Here is a 19,872-nt window from a genome sequence, read left to right as displayed (position 1 = left end):
CCCCTCTTCATGAGGGCTCCCTGAAGCTTCAAGAGGACAGACATGTACAAGCTCTTCTTCCGTCTGGTTTTCCAGCGGATGGACCCCGAGAAGGCCCACTACCTGGCCTTCCGCTGGATCCGCCTCGCGGTCCGCATCCCCGTGCTGCGCACCTTCGTCGCGGCCGCCCTCGCGCCCCGCCACAAGGAGCTGCGCACCGAGGCCTTCGGACTGCGCATGCACGGCCCCTTCGGGCTCGCGGCCGGCTTCGACAAGAACGCCGTGGCCATCGACGGGATGTCGATGCTGGGCTTCGACCACGTCGAGATCGGCACGGTCACCGGTGAGGCCCAGCCGGGCAACCCCAAGAAGCGGCTGTTCCGGCTCGTCGCGGACCGCGCGCTGATCAACCGCATGGGCTTCAACAACGACGGCTCGCTCGCCGTCGCGGCCCGCCTGGCCACACGCGAGCCGGTGTTCAGGACCGTCGTGGGCGTCAACATCGGCAAGACCAAGGTCGTCCCGGAGACGGAAGCCGTCGGCGACTATGTGAAGTCCGCCGAGCGCCTGGCGCCGTACGCCGACTACCTGGTCGTGAACGTCTCGTCGCCGAACACGCCCGGCCTGCGCAATCTGCAGGCCACCGAGGTGCTGCGCCCGCTGCTCGGCGCCGTGCGCGAGGCCGCCGACCGTACGGTGGCCAACCGGCGTGTCCCGCTCCTGGTGAAGATCGCCCCGGACCTCGCCGACGAGGACATCGACGCGGTCGCCGACCTGACCGTGGAGCTGGGCCTGGACGGCATCATCGCCACCAACACCACCATCGCGCGCGAGGGCCTCGGTCTGGCGTCCGACCCCGCGCTGGTGAAGGAGACCGGCGGACTCTCCGGCGCGCCTCTCAAGACACGCTCCCTGGAGGTCCTGCGCCGCCTGTACGCGCGCGTGGGCGACCGGATCACCCTGGTGGGCGTCGGCGGCATCGAGAGCGCCGAGGACGCCTGGACGCGCATCCTGGCCGGTGCGACGCTGGTCCAGGGGTACAGCGCTTTCATCTACGAGGGCCCTTTCTGGTCCCGTGCCATCCACAAGGGCCTGGCCGCGCGCCTGCGCACCAGCCCGTACGTGACCCTCGCCGACGCGGTCGGCGCCGACGTGAGGAAGACCGCATGACCGTTCTGGAACCCTTCGGCGCCCGTCTGCGCCGTGCCATGGACGAGCGCGGCCCGCTGTGCGTCGGCATCGACCCGCACGCCTCCCTGCTCGCCGAGTGGGGCCTGAACGACGACGTGGCCGGTCTTGAGCGGTTCAGCCGCACGGTCGTCGAGGCGGTGGCCGACCGCGTCGCCGTCATGAAGCCGCAGAGCGCCTTCTTCGAGCGGTTCGGCTCGCGCGGCATCGCTGTCCTGGAGAAGTCGGTCCAGGAGGCGCGCGCGGCCGGCACCCTGGTCGTGATGGACGCCAAGCGCGGCGACATCGGCTCGACCATGGCCGGGTACGCGGAGGCCTTCCTGCACAAGGACGCCCCGCTGTTCTCCGACGCCCTGACCGTCTCGCCCTACCTCGGCTACGGCTCGCTCAGCCCGGCCGTGGCACTGGCCCGGGAGAGCGGTGCCGGACTGTTCGTCCTGGCCCTGACCTCGAACCCGGAGGGCCCGGAGGTCCAGCACGCGGTCCGCGCCGACGGGCGCAGCGTGGGCGCCACCATGCTGGCCCACCTGGCCGCCGAGAACGCGGGCGAGGAGCCGCTGGGCTCCTTCGGCGCGGTCGTGGGCGCCACGGTGGGCGACCTGTCGTCGTACGACCTGGACATCAACGGCCCGCTCCTCGCGCCCGGTGTCGGCGCGCAGGGGGCGACACCCGCCGATCTTCCCAGGGTCTTCGGGTCGGCGCTGCGCAACGTCGTCCCGAACGTCAGCCGGGGTGTGCTGCGGCAGGGTCCCGACGTCGGGGCGCTGCGCTCGGCCACGGAGCGCTTCGCGGAGGAGACCAGGGCCGTCGTCTCCGGTCGCTGAGGTGTCCGGCGGGGGCTCCCGTGGACGGTACCAGGGCGACTTGAGTGTGAATACATCCTCAAATCGAGGGCAATATGTCTGAAATGTCCGTCCTGACGGCGGCTGACCAGTACTTTTCCGCTGTTCTCGCTGACTCTGGCGGACTTGCCCGCTAGTCTCCGAGCAGTGGGGGCACCTCCCACGCCGTCAAGGCAGTGGGGGAGAACGGGCAGCGTGTTGCTCGTGGCTCCCCAGGTGTGGGGCGACTAGGTTCCTCACCGGTCCGTATCCGACAGTTCGACATCCGAGGTGACGTAGGCGTGGCTCTTCCGCCCCTTACCCCTGAACAGCGCGCAGCCGCGCTCGAAAAGGCCGCCGCGGCTCGCCGGGAGCGGGCCGAGGTCAAGAATCGACTCAAGCACTCCGGCGCCTCCCTGCACGAGGTCATCAAGCAGGGCCAGGAGAACGACGTCATCGGCAAGATGAAGGTCTCCGCACTGCTCGAGTCCCTGCCGGGCGTGGGCAAGGTCCGCGCCAAGCAGATCATGGAGCGTCTGGGCATTTCCGAGAGCCGCCGCGTGCGTGGTCTCGGTTCGAACCAGATCGCCTCCCTGGAGCGTGAGTTCGGCAGCACCGGCTCCTGAGTCCGGCCGCAGCCGGACCGGGAGTCCCGGGCACCCCGGGATTGCTGGAATAATCGCTGCATGAGTGAACGTCCGCGACTGACCGTGCTCTCCGGCCCCTCCGGGGTCGGCAAGAGCACGGTCGTCGCCCATATGCGCAAGGAACACCCCGAGGTCTGGCTCTCGGTATCGGCGACCACCCGCAAGCCGCGCCCCGGTGAGCGGCACGGAGTCCACTACTTCTTCGTCACCGACGAGGAGATGGACAAGCTGATCGCCAACGGCGAGCTGCTGGAATGGGCCGAGTTCGCGGGCAACCGCTACGGCACGCCCCGTGCGGCCGTGATGGAGCGGCTGGAGAAGGGCGAGCCCGTCCTGCTGGAGATCGACCTCCAGGGCGCCCGGCAGGTCCGCGAGTCGATGTCCGACGCGCAGCTGGTGTTCCTGGCTCCGCCCTCCTGGGAGGAGCTGGTGCGCAGGCTCACCGGCCGGGGGACCGAGCCGCCCGAGGTCATCGAGCGCCGCCTGGAGGCGGCGAGGACCGAGCTGGCGGCCGAGCCGGAGTTCGACGTGACCTTGGTCAACACCTCCGTCAAGGACGTGGCGAGCGAGCTGCTAGCCTTGGTGGACGTTGTGTGATCGTGACAGCTGCACGCAGGTGCAGGCGGACCGGTCACACCGACTGATTTCTTTCCCATCCATCGGAAGGTAGAGCGTGTCCTCTTCCATCACCGCGCCCGAGGGCATCATCAACCCGCCGATCGACGAGCTTCTCGAGGCCACCGACTCGAAGTACAGCCTCGTGATCTACGCGGCCAAGCGTGCCCGCCAGATCAACGCGTACTACTCGCAGCTCGGAGAGGGCCTCCTCGAGTACGTCGGTCCGCTCGTCGACACCCACGTCCACGAGAAGCCGCTCTCGATCGCCCTGCGGGAGATCAACGCCGGCCTGCTGACCTCCGAGGCCATCGAGGGCCCGGCGCAGTAGTACCTGCAGATCGCAGTGCTTTATCCACAGGCCCGGCAGCACCACTGCCGGGCCTGTGGTGTGTGATGGTCCCGTACGTTGCCGAGCCGGGGAGAGACGGTGGACAAGCCCAAGGTCGTTCTGGGGGTCAGTGGCGGGATCGCCGCGTACAAGGCGTGTGAGCTGCTCAGACGGTTCACGGAGTCGGGCCATGACGTGCGTGTGGTGCCCACCGCCTCCGCGCTGCACTTCGTCGGCGCCGCCACCTGGTCCGCCCTGTCCGGAAACCCGGTCTCCACCGAGGTCTGGGACGACGTCCACGAGGTCCCGCACGTCCGCATCGGCCAGCAGGCCGACCTGGTCGTGGTGGCCCCGGCGACCGCCGACACGCTGGCCAGGGCCGCCCACGGCCTCGCCGACGACCTGCTGACCAACACGCTCCTCACCGCCCGCTGTCCGGTCGTCTTCGCGCCCGCCATGCACACCGAGATGTGGGAGCACCCCGCCACCCAGGAGAACGTGGCCACGCTGCGCCGCCGCGGCGCCGTCGTCATCGAGCCCGCGGTCGGCCGTCTGACGGGCGTCGACACCGGCAAGGGCCGGCTGCCCGACCCGGTGGAGATCTTCGAGGTCTGCCGCCGGGTGCTGGCCCGGGGCGTCGCCGAGCCCGACCTGGAGGGCCGCCACGTCGTCGTCTCGGCCGGCGGCACGCGCGAGCCCCTCGACCCCGTCCGCTTCCTCGGCAACCGGTCCTCCGGCAAGCAGGGCTATGCCCTCGCCCGTACGGCCGCCGCCCGCGGCGCCCGGGTGACCCTGATCGCGGCCAACACCGGTCTGCCCGATCCGGCCGGTGTCGACGTGGTCCCGGTGGGCACTGCCGTCCAGCTGCGCGAGGCGGTCCTGAAGGCCGCCGCGGACGCCGACGCCGTGGTCATGGCCGCCGCCGTCGCCGACTTCCGCCCCGCTAACTACGCCGCCGGAAAGATCAAGAAGAAGGACGGCCAGGATCCCGCCCCGATCGTCCTGGTGCGGAATCCGGACATCCTTGCGGAGATCTCGGCCGAACGCGTCCACCCCGGACAGGTCGTCGTCGGCTTCGCCGCCGAGACCGACGACGTCCTCGCCAATGGGCGCGCCAAGCTCGCCCGCAAGGGCTGCGACCTGCTCGTGGTCAACGAGGTGGGGGAGCGCAAGACCTTCGGCTCGGAGGAGAACGAGGCCCTGGTGCTGGGCGCCGACGGCAGCGAGACCCCTGTGCCGCACGGTCCGAAGGAGGCCCTCGCTGACATCGTCTGGGACCTCGTGACGGCTCGGCTGGGCTGATCGGGTTCCGCCGTCCGGGCCGATTTGTTTCAGCCGTTCGATGTCCTGTTTCCCTACGACAATGTCGCGTGGCGGCCCTGGCCAAGCCCGCTCGGCATTGTGCAGAATGCCCGTGCCGCAGGTCACAGCGCTCCCGAGAGGCGAGACGGGTGGGCCGGTGGCACGGTGCGACCCGTAAACTGTTTCTCGGACGAGGCCAGGCGCAGCCCTGTGCCCGTCCGCAAATGATCAGCCAGCAGCCGCTGCAACCCCAGGGAGCGTTGTGTCCCGTCGCCTGTTCACCTCGGAGTCCGTGACCGAGGGTCACCCCGACAAGATCGCTGACCAGATCAGCGACACCATTCTCGACGCGCTTCTGCGCGAGGACCCGACCTCCCGGGTCGCCGTCGAGACGCTGATCACCACCGGCCTGGTGCATGTGGCCGGCGAGGTCACGACCAAGGCCTACGCGGACATCGCGACCCTGGTCCGCAGCAAGATCCTCGAGATCGGCTACGACTCCTCGAAGAAGGGCTTCGACGGCGCCTCCTGCGGCGTGTCGGTGTCGATCGGTGCGCAGTCCCCCGACATCGCGCAGGGCGTCGACACGGCCTACGAGTCCCGGGTCGAGGGCGACGAGGACGAGCTGGACCGGCAGGGCGCGGGCGACCAGGGCCTGATGTTCGGCTACGCCTCCGACGAGACGCCGACCCTCATGCCGCTCCCGATCTTCCTGGCCCACCGACTGTCCAAGCGACTGTCCGAGGTCCGCAAGAACGGCACCATCCCCTACCTGCGCCCGGACGGCAAGACGCAGGTCACCATCGAGTACGACGGCGACAAGGCCGTCCGCCTCGACACGGTCGTGGTCTCCAGCCAGCACGCCTCGGACATCGACCTGGAGTCCCTGCTGGCCCCCGACATCCGTGAGTTCGTCGTCGAGCCCGAGCTGAAGTCGCTCCTGGACGACGGCATCAAGCTGGACACCGAGGGCTACCGCCTGCTCGTCAACCCGACCGGCCGCTTCGAGATCGGCGGCCCGATGGGTGACGCCGGCCTCACCGGCCGCAAGATCATCATCGACACCTACGGCGGCTTCGCCCGCCACGGCGGCGGCGCCTTCTCCGGCAAGGACCCGTCCAAGGTCGACCGTTCCGCCGCCTACGCCATGCGCTGGGTCGCCAAGAACGTGGTGGCGGCGGGCCTGGCCGCCCGCTGCGAGGTCCAGGTCGCCTACGCCATCGGCAAGGCCGAGCCGGTCGGTCTGTTCGTGGAGACGTTCGGCACCAACAAGGTCGAGAACGAGAAGATCGAGAAGGCCATCGACGAGGTCTTCGACCTCCGCCCGGCCGCCATCATCCGCGACCTCGACCTGCTGCGCCCGATCTACGCCCAGACGGCGGCGTACGGCCACTTCGGCCGCGAGCTGTCCGACTTCACGTGGGAGCGCACGGACCGCGTGGACGCCCTGCGCAATGCCGCGGGGATGTAGGTCCGGCACATCTGCCCGCTGAGGCCCGGTCTCCTTTCGGGGAGCCGGGCCTCAGGTGTCTCCGCTCACCGGGCGGTCGCCGGCCGGATCCGTCGCCACTGGCGGTCGATCTCCACGGCCCCTGACGGTCAGCTCCTGCCCTTCGGGTGCTCCTGGAGGGCCTTGAGCGAGACGACCACCTCACCCTGGTGCGTGTCGATGGTGGCCACCTCGCCGGTGAGCCGCTGACCCGGCTGGACCACATCCTCCGGGCGATCGACGTGCGACCGGGCCAGATCGGGGACGCGGATGAAACCGGTACCGGGATGGGAGGGGTGCGGGGGCTCCCCGTCGAGGCGTACGAAGACCCCGAAGTCGTGCACGGCGGCCACCGTCCCGCTGACGACATCCCCGCGCCGCGTGCGGCGGAGGTGGAGGTACAGGGCCTCGTCCTCGCACGCCCTGGCGGAGAGGGCGACCTCGCCGGTCCGCTCGTCGACGCCGAGTACTTCGGCGGTGATCCGCTGTCCGACCGACACCACCTCCGAGGGATCCTCGAACGCGGCCCACGTCAGCAGATGCCCGGGGATGCTTCCCGTGGGCGCCTGCGGGTCGTCCCCGTCGAGCCGTACGAGAACGTCACCCCGCTCGCCGAAGCCGGCGACCGTTCCGGTCCTGACCTCCCCTCGGGGCGGGCGGCCAGGCGTGTACGCAGCGCTTCGAGCGGGTACGGAGCGGGTTCGGTCATGGCCGCGATCCCAGGTGTGAACGCGCGGGCGCGCGAAGGGAACTGGCCGCGGACGAGGCTCAGCGGTTCCTGGCCCGAGGCCGCCGGCCCAGCCCCGTGCGAGGGACGCGGGTACGTCCGGGTGATCCCCTCGCAGTTTCGAATCCTGCTGCCGGTCCCACGAGGGACCGGTACGGCCGAGCGGCCCGAGGCAGCAGCGCCGATGGGCGCCCCGCTGCCGCCCTGATCTCGGGCGGGCACGGCCGGCCGGGCCGTTTGTCGGTGCCGTTTGGTAAGAATGCAAGCGTGAGCAGCGAGAACGGGCCGGGGGACGGCGGGGCCGAAGGGGCGCCGCCGGAACAGCTTGCGCTCATCCGGGAGAGTGTGCGGGGCGCCAAGGTGCCCCGGGCCAAGCCGCGGACCTGGCGGGGGGCGGCGCTCGCCAAGGAACTGCCCGTCGCGCGCGTGCTCGTCGACAAGGGTGTGCTGCACCTCGACCGGTACTTCGACTACGCGGTGCCCGAGGAGCTGGACGCCGAGGCGCAGCCCGGGGTCAGGGTGCGGGTGCGGTTCGGGGCCGGAAAGCATCGGGTGCGGGAGGGGCGCCGCGAGGGCGGCGGCCTCATCGACGGGTTTCTCATCGAGCGGCGGGCCGAGCCCGACTACTCGGGGCCGCTGGCCGCCCTCGCCCAGGTCGTCTCGCCCGAGCCCGTGCTGAGCGAAGAGCTGCTCGGGCTCGCCAGGGCCGTCGCCGACCGGTATGCGGGCAGCCTCGCCGATGTGCTGCAGCTGGCCGTGCCGCCGCGCAGCGCACGGGCCGAGCGGCGTCCGTCGCCCGCGCCGCCGCTGCCGCCGCCTGCCGCGCCCGACACCGGGTCGTGGGCGCGGTACGAGCACGGGGGTGTCTTCCTGGAGTCGCTGGCCTCCGGGGGAGCACCCCGGGCGGTGTGGAACGCGCTGCCGGGGCCGCTGTGGAGCGAGGAGCTGGCCCGGGCCGTCGCCGCGACGCTCGCCTCGGGACGCGGCGCGCTCGTCGTCGTGCCGGACGGGCGGGCCGCCGCGCGGGTCGACGCCGCGCTGACCGCGCTCCTCGGCGCGGGCCGGCACGCACTGCTCACCGCCGACGCCGGGCCCGAGAAGCGGTATGCGCAGTGGCTCGCGGTGCGGCGGGGGGCCGTACGGGCCGTGGTCGGGACGCGGGCGGCCATGTTCGCTCCCGTGCAGGACCTGGGGCTCGTCGCCATCTGGGACGACGGGGACGACAGCCACAGCGAGCAGCACGCTCCGCAGCCGCATGCGCGCGATGTGCTGCTGTTGCGCGCCGCCCTGGACAAGTGCGCCTTTCTGCTGGGGGGTTGGAGTTGCACGGTCGAGGCCGCGCAGCTCGTGGAGAGCGGCTGGGCGCGGCCCCTGGTCGCCGGGCGGGAACAGGTGCGGCTGGCCGCGCCCCTGGTGCGGACCGTGGGGGACGGCGACCTCGCGCGTGACGAGGCCGCCCGCGCCGCCCGGCTGCCCACGCTCGCCTGGCAGGTGGTCCGCGAGGGGCTGCGGCACGGCCCGGTGCTGGTCCAGGTGCCCCGGCGTGGATATGTGCCGCGCATGGCGTGCGCCCAGTGCCGGGCGCCGGCCCGGTGCCGGCACTGTTCCGGGCCGCTGGAGGCGCAGGACGCGGAGGCACTGCGGTGCGGCTGGTGCGGCCGTGACGAGGGCGCCTGGCACTGCCCCGAGTGCGGGGGCTTCCGGTTGCGGGCCCAGGTGGTCGGGGCTCGACGGACCGCCGAGGAACTGGGGCGGGCCTTTCCCGCCGTACCGGTGCGGACGTCGGGGCGTGAGCATGTGCTGGACACGGTCCCGGGCACGCCCGCGCTGGTCGTGAGCACACCGGGAGCCGAGCCGGTCGCCGAGGGCGGTTATGCGGCGGCCCTGCTGCTGGACGGCTGGGCCATGCTCGGACGGCCCGACCTGCGGGCCGGTGAGGACGCGCTGCGCCGGTGGATCGCGGCCGGGGCGCTCGTACGGCCGCAGGGCGAACGGGGGACCGTGGTCGTCGTCGCCGAGCCGACCCTGCGGCCCGTGCAGGCGCTGGTGCGGTGGGACCCCGTGGGGCATGCGGTACGGGAGCTGGCCGAGCGGGCCGAACTGGGATTCCCGCCGGTGTCCCGGATGGCGGCCGTGTCGGGGACGGCCGAGGCCGTCGCCGAGTTCCTGGCGGCGGTCGAACTGCCCTCGGACGCCGAGGTGTTGGGGCCGGTGCCGGTGCCGCCCACACTGCCCGGACGAGCGCGCAGGCCCGGTGCCCCGCCGCCCGGCGAGGACTGGGAGCGGGCGCTGGTGCGGGTGCCACCGGGGAGCGGGGCCGCGCTGGCCGCCGCGCTGAAGACGGCTCAGGCCGCGCGGATGGCGCGGGGGAGCGAGGAAGCGGTGCGGGTGCGGGTCGATCCGCCGGACATCGGGTGAGGGTGAGAGTGCCGGTGCCGTCGCCGGCGCTCGCGGGGGCGCGGTTCGGTTGTGGCTCGGCATGCGGCTGCCCTCCCGGAGGTCGCCCGGGAGGGCAGGGTGAGGTCGTCGGCCGGCGCGGTCAGCCGTTGCGCGGGCCGGGGAAGGCCGTCGGCCTGACGTCGTCGCGGAGCGTCGGGCTGCCCGCGGTCGGCTGCGTCGGCATGGAGCGGGCCGCGGGCACCGTCGGCACCGTGGGCAGGGCGGTGTTCACGCTGAGCGTGCGGGAGCCGGACGGATCCGTGGCCCGCTCGGTCTCGGCGGCCGCCTGGGCCGCGGCGCGGCGGGCGCCGTAACGGCGGTGCACCGCCTGCTTGGTGACCCCGAGCGCCGAGCCCACCGCGTCCCAGGAGAAGCCGAGCGAGCGGTCGAAGTCCACGGCGGCCGTGACCAGGGTTTCGACGCTGTCCCGGAGTTCCTGGGCGAGGCGCACCGTCGGGGCGGGGGCGCGTCCGTAGACGACGAAGCCCGTGGAGGGGCCGGAGCGGCGCGGGCGGTAGACGTTGCCCAACTGGGCGGTGAGCGTGCGCAGTGCGTCCACCTGCCGGCGGACCCGCTCGATGTCCCGCACCAGCAAGTGCAGGCTGGCCCGGGCCTGGGCGTCGTGGGTTGCATGGTCGGCCATGAACAAGCCTCTCGAACCGGCGTTGAAAGGAATTGGGCCGCCAAAGCGGCCCGATGTGGTCAACTCTTTCTTGACCAACGCGTCTGCGCTCCGCTGGTCACGGGGTGGGGGCGTACGGGCATATGCGTACGCCGTTTTCCCGCCTGTGCACCACTCGTTCTCTGGCGGCGACGAGGCCCGGTCATCCGTGGGGGCTCTCGCCGTCGGCGCGATTCCGGGCGTGGTCATAGACTGGTGTGCTGGTCCGTCAAACCCTGCCCGAGAGGCCCGATCCCGCCCATGAAGCTTGTCTTCGCCGGTACCCCCGAGGTCGCTGTTCCCGCTCTGGACGCTCTCATCGCCTCCGGGCGGCACGAGGTGGCCGCCGTCGTCACGCGACCCGACGCGCCGGCCGGACGGGGGCGCAGGCTGGTCGCGTCGCCGGTGGCCGACCGGGCGGCGGAGGCCGGGATCGAGGTGCTCAAGCCCGTCCGGCCGCGCGACCCGGAGTTCCTGGAGCGGCTGAAGCAGATCGCCCCGGACTGCTGCCCCGTCGTCGCCTACGGCGCCCTGCTGCCCAGGGTGGCCCTGGACATCCCCGCGCACGGCTGGGTCAACCTGCACTTCTCGCTGCTGCCCGCCTGGCGCGGGGCCGCACCCGTGCAGCACGCCGTCATGGCGGGCGACGAGATCACCGGGGCCTCCACCTTCCTCATCGAGGAGGGGCTCGACTCGGGGCCGGTGTACGGCACCGTCACGGAGGAGGTCCGGCCCTCCGACACCAGCGGGGACCTGCTCACCCGGCTCGCCTTCGCGGGTGCCGGGCTGCTCGCCGCGACCATGGACGGCATCGAGGACGGCACCGTGAAGGCCGTACCGCAGCCGGCGGACGGCATCACCCTCGCACCGAAGATCACCGTCGAGAACGCCCATGTGGACTGGGCGGCGCCCGCGCTGCGCGTCGACCGGATGGTGCGCGGCTGCACCCCGGCGCCCGGCGCCTGGACCACCTTCCGCGGTGAGCGGCTCAAGCTCATCCAGGTCACGCCCGTGCCCGAGCGCACCGACCTCGCCCCGGGCCGGCCGGCGGTCGGCAAGAACAGTGTGCACGTGGGCACCGGTTCGTACGCCGTCGAGCTGCTGTGGGTGCAGGCCCAGGGCAAGAAGCCGATGCGGGCCGCCGACTGGGCGCGCGGGGTGCGCATCGCCGAGGGGGAGTTGCTCGGCGGCTAGGACGCGCCCGCCTCGCCCGCGTCGCCGAAGTGATGCGGCAGAGGTTCCTGGGCCCCGGAGGAAGAGCCCCCGGGCCCCGGAAGGCGGGGGTGACGGTGTTCCGACGTACGCTGGGAACCGCACCCCCTTCTTCACATCCGGAGCACCTTTTTCGTGAGCGAGCAGTCCCGGCGGCCGCGCAAGCCCGCCAAGCCCTACCGTCGTCCCCAGAAGGACCCCGTCCGCTTCCTCGCCTTCGAGGCGCTGCGCGCGGTGGACGAGCGGGACGCGTACGCCAACCTTGTGCTGCCGCCGCTGCTGCGCAAGGCGCGGGACAAGGGCGACTTCGACGCACGGGACGCAGCCCTCGCCACCGAGCTGGTGTACGGGACGCTGCGCCGGCAGGGCACGTACGACGCCGTCATCTCCGCCTGTGTCGACCGGCCGCTGCGTGAGGTCGACCCGCCGGTGCTGGACGTGCTGAGCATGGGCGTGCACCAGCTGCTCGGGACGCGGATTCCCACGCACGCGGCCGTCTCCGCCTCCGTCGAGCTGGCGCGGGTGGTGCTCGGGGACGGGCGGGCCAAGTTCGTCAACGCGGTGCTGCGCAAGGTCGCGCAGGAGGACCTGGACGGATGGCTGGCGAAGGTCGCGCCGCCCTACGAGGACGATCCCGAGGACCATCTCGCCGTGGTGCACTCGCATCCCCGCTGGGTCGTCTCCGCGCTGTGGGACTCCCTCGGCGGCGGGCGGGCCGGTATCGAGGACCTGCTGGAGGCCGACAACGAGCGCCCCGAGGTGACGCTCGTGGCGCGGCCGGGGCGCGCCACCACCGAGGAGCTGCTCCAGTTGGACGCCGCCGTGCCGGGGCGCTGGTCGCCGTACGCCGTGCGGCTCGCCGAGGGCGGTGAGCCGGGTGCAGTCGACGCCGTGCGCGAGGGGCGGGCCGGTGTGCAGGACGAGGGCAGCCAGCTGGTCGCCCTCGCGCTGGCGAACGCACCGGTCGAGGGTCGCGACGAGAAGTGGCTCGACGGGTGCGCCGGTCCCGGCGGCAAGGCCGCGCTGCTCGCCGCCCTCGCGGCCGAGCGCGGGGCCGCGCTGCTCGCCTCCGAGAAGCAGCCGCACCGGGCGGGCCTGGTGGCGAAGGCCCTGGCCGGCAACCCGGGGCCCTACCAGGTCATCGCCGCCGACGGGACCCGGCCGCCGTGGCTGCCCGGCTCCTTCGACCGCGTGCTGATGGACGTGCCGTGCACCGGGCTCGGCGCCCTGCGCCGGCGCCCCGAGGCACGCTGGCGGCGGCGTCCCGAGGACCTGGACGACTTCGCGCCGCTGCAGCGCGCGCTGCTGCGCACCGCGCTGGACTCGGTGCGCGTCGGCGGGGTCGTCGGCTACGCCACCTGCTCGCCGCACCTCGCCGAGACCCGCGCGGTCGTCTCCGACGTGCTCAAGCAGCACCCGGCCACCGAACTCCTCGACGCCCGCCCCCTGCTTCCCGGCGTCCCCGCCCTCGGCGACGGGCCGGACGTGCAGCTGTGGCCGCATGTGCACGGCACCGACGCGATGTATCTGGCACTCATCCGCCGGACCGGCTGACGGCACGGGCGGCCGCCGCCGGGAGGTGCGGTCGGCCGCCTCCACTTACGCTCGGGGTGTCCGCACACGGTGGGGTCGCCATGGTCCTCGATCTGCTGTTGATCGCCCTTGCGATCACGCTCGATCCGCTGCCGATCACGGCATTCGTCCTGGTGGTGGCTTCGGCGAGGGGTGTGGGGAAGGGACTCGTCTTCATCCTGAGCTGGCTGGCGTGCCTGGTCGCGGTGATCGCCGCGGTCCTGGCCCTGACCGGGGGACAGCCGCCGGCGCCGAAAGCGCCGTCGTCGACGGCCGTGCTCGCGCTGAAGCTGGCGATCGGGGTGGGGCTCGTCGTCTACGGCGTGCACCGACGCCGACGGATGGTGGCCGAACGCGCCCACCGCCGCCCACCGGAGCAGCCGAGCCTGACGGCCGAACTCGACCGCAGCACGGTGTGGACCTCGGCGGGCCTGGCGGTGCTGCTGCAGCCCTGGGGCATGGTCGCCGCGGGAGCGACGACGGTGGTGTCCGCGAACCTGGCCCACCCGGTGACCTGGCTCGCCCTCTTCGCCTTCTGTCTGCTCGCCACGGCGAGTCTTCTGGCGATCGAGCTGTATGTGGTGTTCGCGCCGGAGCAGGCGAAGCCCCGCCTGCTGCGCCTGCGTGCCTGGATGAAGGCCCACCAGCAGCAGGCGATCGTGATCATCTGTCTCGGCCTCGGGTTCTGGCTCACCGGACGGAGCATTTATCAGCTCACTGCGTGAGACGGTCTCCGCCGACCGGTGGCCGCAGGCGCCCACATACCGTCCGATAAGTGTGATGAACGGCTGCGCCTGTGGACCGGCGCGAACATCCGTGCGCGGGACATGGCAGGCTTGGGTCATGGCCGCGCAGATCAACCCCAGCATTCTGTCCGCCGACTTCGCCCGCCTTGCGGACGAGGCGAAGGCGGTCGCGGGAGCCGACTGGCTCCACGTCGACGTCATGGACAACCATTTCGTCCCCAACCTCACGCTCGGCGTGCCGGTCGTGGAGTCGCTGGCCCGCGCGACGGACACCCCGCTGGACTGCCATCTGATGATCGAGAACCCCGATCGCTGGGCGCCCCAGTACGTCGAGGCGGGTGCCTCGTCGGTCACCTTCCACGTGGAGGCGGCCGCCGCTCCGGTGCGGCTCGCCCGGGAGATCCGGGCCAAGGGTGCCCGCGCCTCCATGGCGCTGAAGCCGGCGACGCCGATCGAGCCGTACGAGGACCTGCTCCCGGAACTCGACATGCTGCTGATCATGACGGTCGAGCCGGGCTTCGGCGGCCAGGCCTTCCTCGACATCATGCTGCCGAAGATCCGCCGCACCCGGGAGCTGATCGGCAAGCACGGGCTCCAGCTGTGGCTGCAGGTCGACGGCGGCGTGTCGGCATCCACGATCGAGCGGTGCGCGGACGCGGGAGCGGATGTCTTCGTCGCCGGTTCGGCGGTGTACGGGGCCGAGGACCCGGCTGAGGCGGTGCGGGCGCTGCGCGCCCAGGCGGATACCGCGACCGCCAAGGCCTCCTGGGCATGCGACCACTGAGCCACGGCTACGTGAACGCTTGAGGGAACGCCGCCCATCAGGGCGGATCAGTTGCGCCGAATCTGCAAGGATGAACGGCGAATCCAGAGTGTGAACAGCAGTGAGGAGATCGCCGTGTCGGGTATGTCGGCGGGCCGGTCAGCCATGCGGATGGGACCCGCTGAGCTGGTGCAGGCGGCGGCCATGGCCCGCCGCTTCTACCTCGAGGGCAAATCCAAGATCCAGATCGCCGAGGAGTTCGGCGTCAGCCGCTTCAAGGTGGCCCGGGTCCTGGAGACCGCCCTCGAACGGGATCTCGTACGCATCGAGATCCGTGTGCCGGCCGAACTGGACGCCGAGCGCTCCGACGCGCTCCGCGCCCGGTACGGCCTGAGGCACGCCGTTGTGGTCGAGTCCCCGGCCGAGGCCGAGGAGACCCCCGACCCCGAGAATCTGGGCGAGGTCGCTGCCGACCTGCTCGGCGAACTCGTCAACGAGGGGGATGTGCTCGGGCTGGCCTGGGGCCGGTCCACCATTCACATGGCGGCGGCGCTCGACCGGCTGCCGCCGTGCACGGTGGTGCAGCTGACGGGCGTGTACGACGCCGGGACGGCGGAGCGCGGCTCGGTGGAGGCGGTGCGCCGTGCGGCCCAGGTGTCGGGCGGCGACGCGCACCCCATCTACGCGCCGATGCTGCTGCCGGACGCGGCCACCGCGGTGGCACTGCGCAACCAGACCGGGATCGCCCGGGCCTTCGAGTACTTCGACAAGGTCACGGTCGCCTGCGTCTCCATCGGCTCCTGGGAGCCGGGCATCTCCACGGTGCACGACATGCTCAGCGACGAGGAGCGCGCGCACTACGCCTCGCTCGGCGTCGCCGCCGAGATGTCCGCGCACCTGTTCGACGCCGATGGGCGCCGGATCGGGCGGGACCTGGGGGAGCGGTGCATCACGGTCAAGGCCGACCAACTGCGCCGGGTCCCGGAGGTCGTGGCGATCGCCGGCGGGCAGCGCAAGGCGTCCGCGATCGACGCGGTGCTGCGCTCCGGGCTGGTCACCAGCCTGGTGACCGACACCTCGGCCGCCGACTACCTGATGACGGCGGGGCCGACGCCGAAGCCGGCACTCAGCCGGGCGGACCCGGACGGGGTCTGACGGCGGGTCGCGCCGACTCCGTGACGGGACGGCCGTGGCAGCATCGACGCCATGCTGCTGCGGTCCGTCCCGCGTGCGTTCGCGGGTCTGCTGGTCTGTCTCTCCGTCCTGCTGACGGGGTGCTCGTCGGGCACGAGCACCGCCACGGCTCCGGGCCACTCCACCCCGGGCTGGGCCCACGGCACGCCCACCGTCCAGGCCTCCCGGCTCCCGGCCGAGGCCCGGCAGACCCTCGCCCTCATCGACAGGGGCGGACCGTTCCCGTACGCCAGGGACGGGGTGGTCTTCGGGAACTTCGAGGGACTGCTGCCCCGGCACGGGCGCGGCTACTACCACGAGTTCACGGTGCGGACCCCCGGCTCACGCGACCGCGGGGCGCGGCGCATCGTCACCGGACAGAGCGGGGAGATCTACTACACCGATGATCACTACAAGTCGTTCCGGGCGGTGCTGAGATGAGCGAGGACCTGGCGGGCCGGCTCGCGGTCACCCTCGACCTCGGGGGAGTCACGGACAAGGCGGGCCTGATGGACCGCACGGCCCGGGCCCTGGCGCTGCCCGACTGGTTCGGCCGCAACTGGGACGCGCTGGCCGACTCCCTCTCCGACCACACCGTCTGGCCCGAGGGCGCGGTCGAGCAGGGACTGCTGGTCGTCGTCCGGGGCTGGCAGGGGTATGCCGAGGCGCACCCGGAGGAGTGGCGGACCGCGCAGGACGTGTTCGGCGAGGCGGTGGACCGCACCCCCGCGCTCGCCGTCGTGCTGGCCCTTGGAGGATCCTCCTAGGCCTCTCGCGGCCGGCCTGGATGTTCTGTGGGGGCATGGCGGGGGCCCCGTCATGGGACAATGAAGTACGTGCTCTTTTCCCCCTGGCGCACCCGTCGGGGGGGTCGCCTCTGATCGACTGGGATGTGCAGCACGTGCGTTTCCTCAATGACCTCCAGCCCGCGTACGACCTGACGTACGACGACGTGTTCATGGTGCCGAGCCGCTCCGCGGTGGGCTCGCGTCAGGGCGTGGACCTCAGCTCGCCGGACGGCACGGGCACCACCATCCCGCTCGTCGTCGCCAACATGACCGCCATCGCCGGCCGCCGCATGGCCGAGACGGTGGCCCGGCGCGGCGGCCTGGTGGTCATCCCGCAGGACATCCCGATCGACGTGATCACCGACGTCGTCTCCTGGGTGAAGAGCCGTCACCTGGTGCTGGACACCCCGATCGTGCTGGCCCCGCACCAGACCGTCGCCGACGCCCTGGCCCTGCTGCCCAAGCGTGCGCACAACGCCGGTGTGGTCGTCGACGAGAGCCAGCGGCCCGTCGGTGTCGTCACCGACCAGGATCTGACCGGTGTCGACCGCTTCACCCAGCTCGAAGTGGTCATGTCCAGGGACCTGCTGCTGCTCGACGCCGACATCGAGCCGCGCGAGGCCTTCAACCGGCTGGACGCGGCCAACCGGCGCTACGCCCCGGCCGTCGACAAGGACGGCAAGCTCGCCGGCATCCTGACCCGCACGGGCGCCTTGCGCGCCACGCTGTACACCCCGGCCGTCGACGCGCAGGGCAAGCTGCGCATCGCCGCCGCCGTCGGCATCAACGGCGATGTGGCGGGCAAGGCCAAGCAACTGCTCGACGCGGGCGTGGACACGCTCGTCATCGACACCGCGCACGGCCACCAGGAGTCGATGATCAGCGCCATCAAGCTGGTGCGCGCCCTCGACCCGCAGGTGCCGATCGCCGCCGGCAACATCGTCTCCGCCGAGGGTGTCAAGGACCTCATCGACGCCGGTGCGGACATCATCAAGGTCGGTGTCGGCCCCGGCGCCATGTGCACCACGCGCATGATGACCGGCGTGGGCCGGCCGCAGTTCTCCGCCGTCCTGGAGTGCGCCGCCGAGGCGAAGAAGTACGGCAAGCACGTGTGGGCCGACGGCGGCGTCCGGCACCCGCGTGACGTGGCGATGGCCCTCGCCGCCGGTGCGTCCAACGTGATGGTCGGCTCGTGGTTCTCCGGTACCTACGAGTCGCCCGGTGACCTCCAGCACGACGCCAACGGGCGCGCCTACAAGGAGTCCTTCGGCATGGCGTCGGCGCGTGCGGTGGCCAACCGTACGTCGGAGGAGTCGGCGTACGACCGGGCCCGTAAGGCGCTGTTCGAGGAGGGCATCTCCACCTCCCGCATGTTCCTCGACCCGGCCCGGCCGGGCGTCGAGGACCTGATCGACTCGATCATCGCGGGCGTCCGCTCCTCCTGCACCTACGCCGGCGCCGGCTCCCTCGAGGAGTTCGCCGAGAAGGCCATCGTCGGTATCCAGAGCGCGGCCGGCTACGCCGAGGGCAAGCCGCTGCACGCCAGCTGGAGCTGAGCCGAGCCGATCGAGAACGGCCCCTGTTTCCCGGTGACGGGAGGACGGGGGCCGTCGGCGTTTCCGTGCCTCGGGAGAGACGTTCCGAGCCCGCGGGAAGAGGGTGAAACAGGGGTCTGTGAGGCTCCGGTGCAACGGTCGACAGCCCGTGCGCAACGAATGGACACAGCACGCCCAGGAACGCAATGATCTTGCAGTCATGCGCAAGGCTGCTGCATTACGCCCGTGAAGCTGCTGCTCATAGGGTGCTGCGCTGTACGTAGTGTGGCGGGGACTCCGCTCGACGGGTTCGTGCCCTTGCAGGCGCCTGTCGGTACCCGCCCGCTCTGACCGGCAGCGATAAGGAGCCAACGAGTGCTCGACCAAGGCGCACCCCCGCAGGACCAGAGAACGGCCGCCCCCGCGTCCCCGGGCGTCGCCGCGCGCCTGATGCGTCGCAAGCCCGTGGAACGCCTGGTCGCGGAGGGCGGCCAGGGAGAGGGAGGGTCGCTGAGGCGCTCCCTCGGGCTGTGGCAGCTGACCATGATCAGCATCGGTGCCACCCTCGGCACCGGCATCTTCGTCGTCCTCGGCGAGGCTGTCCCGAAGGCGGGCCCGGCCGTCACCCTGTCCTTCGTGATCGCCGGTCTCACCGCGCTGTTCTCGGCCCTGTCCTACGCCGAGCTGGCGGGCACCATCCCGGTCTCCGGCTCCTCGTACTCGTACGCATACGCAACCATGGGCGAACTGGTCGCCTGGGTCTGCGGCTGGTGTCTGCTCCTGGAGTACGGCGTCTCGGTCGCCGCCGTGGCCGTCGGCTGGGGCGAGTACCTCAACGAGCTGCTGGACGGCACCATCGGCGTCACCATCCCGGACGCCCTGGCCAACCCGCCCGGCGTCGACGGCGGCGTCTTCAACCTGCCCGCCCTGATCGTCGTGATCCTTGCGATGGTGTTCCTGCTCGGCGGCGCCAAGGAGTCCGCGCGGGCCAACACGATCATGGTGTGCGTGAAGATCGCGGCGCTGGTGCTGTTCTGCGCCATCGGCTTCATGGGCTTCAAGTCCGGCAACTACGCGCACTTCATGCCGCTCGGCATGGCAGGCGTCAGCGCGGCCGGCGCCACCCTGTTCTTCTCCTACATCGGCTTCGACGCCGCCTCCACCGCCGGTGAGGAGGCGAAGAACGCCCAGCGGGACCTGCCGCGCGCCATCATGCTGTCGCTCGTCATCGTGACGGCCCTGTACGTGCTGGTCGCGGCCGTGGCCGTCGGCGCCAAGCCGTGGCGGAAGTTCAACGACTCCGAGGCCGCGCTCGCCCAGATCATGAAGGACGTCACCGGGCAGAGCTTCTGGGGCACCCTGCTGGCCTTCTGCGCCGTCATCGCCATCGCGAGCGTCGTCCTCACCGTGCTCTACGGCCAGACCCGCATCCTGTTCGCGATGTCCCGCGACGGCCTGGTGCCCAAGGTCTTCGCCAAGGTCCACCCGAAGACCGGCGCGCCGCGCGCCAACACGATCATCGTGTCGCTGTTCTGCGGCGTCCTCGCCGCCGCGATCCCGCTGGGTCAGCTGGCCGACGCCACCAGCATCGGCACGCTGTTCGCCTTCGCGCTGGTCAACATCGCCGTGGTGGTGCTGCGCCGGACCCGCCCGGACATGAACCGCACCTTCCGTGTCCCGCTGTCGCCGCTGCTGCCCGCGCTGGGCTTCGCCTTCTGCGTCTGGATGATGGGCAGTCTGTCCACCGTCACCTGGGTGGTCTTCGGTGTCTGGATGGCGGTCGGGCTCGTGTTCTACTTCGTATACGGCTATCGCCGTTCCCGTCTCGCGACCGGTGCGGACCCCGCGGTGGCGGCAGAGAAGTGACCGACCCGGAGAAGTGAA

The 19,872-nt window shown here is 71.8% G+C and carries 19 protein-coding genes; 17 read left to right on the top strand and 2 right to left on the bottom strand.

Annotated features, from left to right (window positions below):
- Positions 1-42: 42 nt before the first annotated feature.
- From ACIRU3_RS17600 to metK, 7 genes are all read left to right on the top strand, one after another.
- The gene (locus tag ACIRU3_RS17600; RefSeq protein ID WP_404057134.1) at positions 43-1,149 is read left to right on the top strand and encodes a quinone-dependent dihydroorotate dehydrogenase; all 1,107 of its coding nucleotides are present in this window, start codon (positions 43-45) and stop codon (positions 1,147-1,149) included.
- The gene (gene pyrF, locus ACIRU3_RS17595) at positions 1,146-1,991 is read left to right on the top strand and encodes an orotidine-5'-phosphate decarboxylase (protein ID WP_404057133.1); all 846 of its coding nucleotides are present in this window, start codon (positions 1,146-1,148) and stop codon (positions 1,989-1,991) included. Before ACIRU3_RS17600 ends, pyrF begins: the two co-directional genes overlap by 4 nt.
- 299 nt (positions 1,992-2,290) lie before the next feature.
- Complete coding sequence (locus tag ACIRU3_RS17590) at positions 2,291-2,614, top strand: integration host factor (protein WP_003977346.1); 324 nt, start codon at positions 2,291-2,293, stop codon at positions 2,612-2,614.
- 60 nt (positions 2,615-2,674) lie between these two features.
- Positions 2,675-3,232: a guanylate kinase gene (gene gmk / locus ACIRU3_RS17585; RefSeq protein WP_404057132.1), complete on the top strand. Its 558-nt coding sequence runs from the start codon at positions 2,675-2,677 to the stop codon at positions 3,230-3,232.
- Positions 3,233-3,308: 76 nt separating this feature from the next.
- Positions 3,309-3,581, top strand: coding sequence for a DNA-directed RNA polymerase subunit omega (rpoZ, locus tag ACIRU3_RS17580; protein ID WP_005319902.1), 273 nt, complete (start codon positions 3,309-3,311; stop codon positions 3,579-3,581).
- 99 nt (positions 3,582-3,680) lie between these two features.
- A complete protein-coding gene (coaBC, locus tag ACIRU3_RS17575) occupies positions 3,681-4,883 on the top strand; it encodes a bifunctional phosphopantothenoylcysteine decarboxylase/phosphopantothenate--cysteine ligase CoaBC (protein ID WP_404057131.1) in 1,203 nt (400 codons plus the stop codon).
- A 262-nt stretch (positions 4,884-5,145) separates the two neighbouring features.
- On the top strand, positions 5,146-6,354 hold the full coding sequence (gene metK / locus ACIRU3_RS17570; RefSeq protein WP_404057129.1) for a methionine adenosyltransferase: 1,209 nt from the start codon (positions 5,146-5,148) through the stop codon (positions 6,352-6,354).
- A 128-nt stretch (positions 6,355-6,482) separates the two neighbouring features.
- On the opposite strand, the gene ACIRU3_RS17565 is transcribed toward metK, so the two are convergent.
- A complete protein-coding gene (locus tag ACIRU3_RS17565) occupies positions 6,483-7,364 on the bottom strand; it encodes a S1 RNA-binding domain-containing protein (protein WP_404057127.1) in 882 nt (293 codons plus the stop codon).
- Positions 7,365-7,366: 2 nt separating this feature from the next.
- On the opposite strand from ACIRU3_RS17565, the gene ACIRU3_RS17560 reads away from it, so the two are divergent.
- Positions 7,367-9,517 carry a primosomal protein N' gene (locus ACIRU3_RS17560; RefSeq protein WP_404057125.1) on the top strand — a complete coding sequence of 717 codons (2,151 nt, stop codon included), beginning with the start codon at positions 7,367-7,369 and terminating at the stop codon, positions 9,515-9,517.
- 121 nt (positions 9,518-9,638) lie between these two features.
- On the opposite strand, the gene ACIRU3_RS17555 is transcribed toward ACIRU3_RS17560, so the two are convergent.
- The gene (locus ACIRU3_RS17555; protein ID WP_404057123.1) at positions 9,639-10,181 is read right to left on the bottom strand and encodes a hypothetical protein; all 543 of its coding nucleotides are present in this window, start codon (positions 10,179-10,181) and stop codon (positions 9,639-9,641) included.
- Positions 10,182-10,460: 279 nt separating this feature from the next.
- Between ACIRU3_RS17555 and fmt the strand changes: the two genes are divergently transcribed.
- The 9 genes from fmt (at position 10,461) to ACIRU3_RS17510 (ending at position 19,854) form a co-directional block, all read left to right on the top strand.
- The gene (gene fmt, locus ACIRU3_RS17550) at positions 10,461-11,393 is read left to right on the top strand and encodes a methionyl-tRNA formyltransferase (RefSeq protein WP_404057121.1); all 933 of its coding nucleotides are present in this window, start codon (positions 10,461-10,463) and stop codon (positions 11,391-11,393) included.
- A 153-nt stretch (positions 11,394-11,546) separates the two neighbouring features.
- A complete protein-coding gene (locus ACIRU3_RS17545; protein WP_404057119.1) occupies positions 11,547-12,965 on the top strand; it encodes an RsmB/NOP family class I SAM-dependent RNA methyltransferase in 1,419 nt (472 codons plus the stop codon).
- An 80-nt stretch (positions 12,966-13,045) separates the two neighbouring features.
- Entirely contained in the window at positions 13,046-13,708 is a 663-nt protein-coding gene (locus ACIRU3_RS17540; protein WP_404057414.1) for a GAP family protein, read from the top strand.
- Between the two features lie 118 nt (positions 13,709-13,826).
- A complete protein-coding gene (gene rpe / locus ACIRU3_RS17535; protein WP_404057117.1) occupies positions 13,827-14,513 on the top strand; it encodes a ribulose-phosphate 3-epimerase in 687 nt (228 codons plus the stop codon).
- Between the two features lie 90 nt (positions 14,514-14,603).
- On the top strand, positions 14,604-15,647 hold the full coding sequence (locus ACIRU3_RS17530; RefSeq protein ID WP_404057115.1) for a sugar-binding transcriptional regulator: 1,044 nt from the start codon (positions 14,604-14,606) through the stop codon (positions 15,645-15,647).
- A 51-nt stretch (positions 15,648-15,698) separates the two neighbouring features.
- Positions 15,699-16,106 carry a ribonuclease domain-containing protein gene (locus tag ACIRU3_RS17525; RefSeq protein WP_404057113.1) on the top strand — a complete coding sequence of 136 codons (408 nt, stop codon included), beginning with the start codon at positions 15,699-15,701 and terminating at the stop codon, positions 16,104-16,106.
- Positions 16,103-16,432, top strand: coding sequence for a barstar family protein (locus tag ACIRU3_RS17520; protein WP_404057111.1), 330 nt, complete (start codon positions 16,103-16,105; stop codon positions 16,430-16,432). The genes ACIRU3_RS17525 and ACIRU3_RS17520 overlap by 4 nt, the downstream gene beginning before the upstream one ends.
- 134 nt (positions 16,433-16,566) lie before the next feature.
- Entirely contained in the window at positions 16,567-18,009 is a 1,443-nt protein-coding gene (locus ACIRU3_RS17515) for a GuaB1 family IMP dehydrogenase-related protein (RefSeq protein WP_404057109.1), read from the top strand.
- A gap of 354 nt (positions 18,010-18,363) precedes the next feature.
- The gene (locus ACIRU3_RS17510; RefSeq protein ID WP_404057107.1) at positions 18,364-19,854 is read left to right on the top strand and encodes an amino acid permease; all 1,491 of its coding nucleotides are present in this window, start codon (positions 18,364-18,366) and stop codon (positions 19,852-19,854) included.
- The last annotated feature ends 18 nt before the right edge of the window (positions 19,855-19,872 follow it).

It is taken from the genome of Streptomyces sp. NPDC101151, assembly GCF_044768335.1.
Taxonomy (GTDB): domain Bacteria; phylum Actinomycetota; class Actinomycetes; order Streptomycetales; family Streptomycetaceae; genus Streptomyces.
The sequence above is the reverse complement of the archived record's forward strand: the minus strand, read 5'-3'. Positions and strand labels throughout refer to the sequence as shown.

Excerpts from the sequence above, each read along its gene's own strand:
- ACIRU3_RS17600 (WP_404057134.1), top strand. The coding sequence starts at position 43 with ATGTACAAGCTCTTCTTCCGTCTGGTTTTCCAGCGGATGGACCCCGAG.
- pyrF (WP_404057133.1), top strand. The coding sequence starts at position 1,146 with ATGACCGTTCTGGAACCCTTCGGCGCCCGTCTGCGCCGTGCCATGGAC.
- gmk (WP_404057132.1), top strand. The coding sequence starts at position 2,675 with ATGAGTGAACGTCCGCGACTGACCGTGCTCTCCGGCCCCTCCGGGGTC.
- ACIRU3_RS17555 (WP_404057123.1), bottom strand. The coding sequence starts at position 10,181 with ATGGCCGACCATGCAACCCACGACGCCCAGGCCCGGGCCAGCCTGCAC.
- fmt (WP_404057121.1), top strand. The coding sequence starts at position 10,461 with ATGAAGCTTGTCTTCGCCGGTACCCCCGAGGTCGCTGTTCCCGCTCTG.
- ACIRU3_RS17540 (WP_404057414.1), top strand. The coding sequence starts at position 13,046 with ATGGTCCTCGATCTGCTGTTGATCGCCCTTGCGATCACGCTCGATCCG.
- rpe (WP_404057117.1), top strand. The coding sequence starts at position 13,827 with ATGGCCGCGCAGATCAACCCCAGCATTCTGTCCGCCGACTTCGCCCGC.
- ACIRU3_RS17525 (WP_404057113.1), top strand. The coding sequence starts at position 15,699 with ATGCTGCTGCGGTCCGTCCCGCGTGCGTTCGCGGGTCTGCTGGTCTGT.
- ACIRU3_RS17520 (WP_404057111.1), top strand. The coding sequence starts at position 16,103 with ATGAGCGAGGACCTGGCGGGCCGGCTCGCGGTCACCCTCGACCTCGGG.